Raw genomic sequence first — 2295 nt, 5'->3', positions numbered from 1 at the left:
GTGCGATCAGGTCAAAATCGCCGCGTAGAAAAACTTGGCTCAATCACTACGCAATCAATTCAGTCAAGGAATCTAGCTGCGGATGCGTTTTATATAATGTTCGTGAAATCGAGCAATATCGCTTTTTGCGAGCGATTTTCCGAGCATGAAAGTCTCCCAGTCCTCCGTCCTCTCCCCAGAATTGGCGCAGCAAGCGGCACATGTTGGCTGGCTGCTGGCCCGGCTACGCCAGGCTCGCCACATCAAGCAAGCCGACGCTGCGGTGCGCGCGGGGCTTTCTCGCAACACGGCCTATCGAATCGAGAAGGGGGATCCAGGCCTCGCATTCGGCCAGATGCTCGAGTACCTCATGGAGGCCGCAGAGCGTATCGAAGACGGCCTGCCTGTTCCGGCCAACCTCGAGCTGATCTCCGGCACCGCCTCGGCAACCTGTGCCGCGACCATCGTGCGCTGCAGCCGGCTCAACAATAGTCTCGCTCGAACTGCGCGATCTCGGTCACGGTGGCCGGCGTGTCACTCGGTATCCACTACGATTTGTAAACTGATCCGCATGGCGGCCTCCCACGCATGTCCGGGCAGCCAGTCTATGCCAGGATCTCTCTTATCTTTTCGGACGCATCGCTTTTTCGTTATCTAGTGCGCGAGCACCGCGCCGAGATTGAGTTCATCGGCAACTTTCTTCAATCGCTTGTCGCGCGTCCAGATGGTGATGCCTGGTTGTAGGCGCGCGGACGCCAACAGTGACGTGTCGACATATCCGATTCCACGATTGAACAAACCTTCGCGCTCGATCAGATAGAACGTCTCCTCCGGCGTTACAACTGGCGCGCGCGGCAGATCGAGCAACGCGCCAAGCACGACGTCACGGTCACGCAGACTACCGAGCGAAATCTCGCCTATCACATATGGATGAGCCAGCACACGCTCCTCGGCAAGCAGGCTAATCAGCACAGGATCAGAAGCGTTGATGTGGTCAATCCAGACCGACGTGTCGACAAGAATCATTCGACGTCCTGCCGGCGACGCGGCGCCCCCTTGATGCCCGGTTGACTACCGCCAAGATTCGCGAGTCGTTTCGCGGCTTCGCGCTGGATCAAGGCCTTTAGCGCTTCGCGCACGAGTGCCGTTTTTTCCTTCAGGCCCGTATAGGCTTGAGCCTTGGCGATCAAGTCGTCATCAAGCGCAATAGTCGTGCGCATCGGAACCTCCGTAAGTATCGGCACTAATTATAGCATCTTTTGATGCTTATAATAGTGCGTTTTGCGTCTCGTAATGAACGCGTTTTGCCGCGACATTCCAATGCAGTTACACGCGCGAACAGCCGAAAACCGCCTGCGAACACACACCAGATAATCGTGGTGCGGTGTGGCCCGGCAGTCAGGAAGTTGCGACTGCCGGTTTCGAGCCTGCCGAGTAGCGGCGACAGATCCACCATGCGCTGAGCCACCAGGTGCCGGACCCCGTCTTCGCATTGCCATTGCCCATAGACTCCTGCTAGCGTTGCGCTCAGGATCTCCTTGCGGAATGCCTCCAGCACGCCGGGCCAGACAATCACGTTCACCAGTCCATCATTCGGGCACCCTCGCATATGTCCTCTTGAGCGAGATTCCCGAGCCTGCCCACTCGTTCTTCACTCGCAATAGCAAAGACTCGACCAGGCCAGCGGTTGACCGCGAGACCGACCCGAAGGACTGCGCGTATCTCTGGGATTGGGAGGACTTTCTTGATGGCAGGAGATGAATAGCTGGCAGCCGGGAGGCTAGCAATCATGTCCATCACATCCGTTCAGCAAGACTCACCATGCCAATCTGGCCAGCTAGGCCCGTGAGTTTGCAACTGGAATCTTTGCGTTGTACCTAAATACCAGCACGTCGACAGTTCAAAAGTGGGAAAGCGGCCAAAAGCAGCCCAGCGGCATGGCTGCCAGGCTCCTGCAGGTAGTCAAGAAGCATGGCCTAGATGAGGCCTAGATGTACTCTCCTGAACTGTCATTGGCTCTGACAATGCGGGGCTCGTATGGGATGGGGCGATCGGTGGAGGCCTTGCCATGCTCAACTTGTAGAGTCGCCGCGGCGGGGTTCGCGTTACTGCTGTAGGCGCCGATAATCGGACGCTGCATAACCCGGGGTCGTGCGGCTGGGGCTACCAGTATAGGTCTGTTTGGTGGACATTCTGATCTGGCTGAAGGCGGACATTCTGGTTTGGCCCTTACAAACTTTGTCCAGCGGGTTTTGAAAGGTCGGAGCGCCCGCTGAATTCAAATGTCGGTGCGGGCGTGCTTTTTGTGCGGAGTTG

General features: G+C 57.3%; 3 protein-coding genes and 2 pseudogenes. 2 read left to right on the top strand and 3 right to left on the bottom strand.

The features are described 5' to 3' along the window. Positions 1 to 145: 145 nt before the first annotated feature. Positions 146 to 637 (top strand): helix-turn-helix domain-containing protein, encoded by a 492-nt coding sequence (locus AC3WL8_RS39810; RefSeq protein ID WP_049800725.1) that lies wholly within the window; start codon positions 146 to 148, stop codon positions 635 to 637. On the opposite strand, the gene AC3WL8_RS39805 is transcribed toward AC3WL8_RS39810, so the two are convergent. The 3 genes and pseudogenes from AC3WL8_RS39805 to AC3WL8_RS39795 form a co-directional block, all read right to left on the bottom strand. Next, complete coding sequence (locus AC3WL8_RS39805; protein ID WP_013959269.1) at positions 634 to 1005, bottom strand: type II toxin-antitoxin system VapC family toxin; 372 nt, start codon at positions 1003 to 1005, stop codon at positions 634 to 636. The genes AC3WL8_RS39810 and AC3WL8_RS39805 overlap by 4 nt on opposite strands. Next, complete coding sequence (locus AC3WL8_RS39800; protein WP_013959268.1) at positions 1002 to 1199, bottom strand: type II toxin-antitoxin system VapB family antitoxin; 198 nt, start codon at positions 1197 to 1199, stop codon at positions 1002 to 1004. Before AC3WL8_RS39800 ends, AC3WL8_RS39805 begins: the two co-directional genes overlap by 4 nt. A gap of 182 nt (positions 1200 to 1381) precedes the next feature. Next, positions 1382 to 1567 (bottom strand): annotated as a pseudogene (locus tag AC3WL8_RS39795) (hypothetical protein); the annotation flags it as partial. A gap of 274 nt (positions 1568 to 1841) precedes the next feature. Between AC3WL8_RS39795 and AC3WL8_RS39790 the strand changes: the two are divergent. Beyond that, a pseudogene (locus tag AC3WL8_RS39790) lies at positions 1842 to 1970 on the top strand (helix-turn-helix domain-containing protein); the annotation flags it as partial. Between the last annotated feature and the right edge of the window lie 325 nt (positions 1971 to 2295).

This window comes from Cupriavidus sp. FW305-F7, from assembly GCF_058782875.1.
The sequence above is the reverse complement of the archived record's forward strand: the minus strand, read 5'-3'. Positions and strand labels throughout refer to the sequence as shown.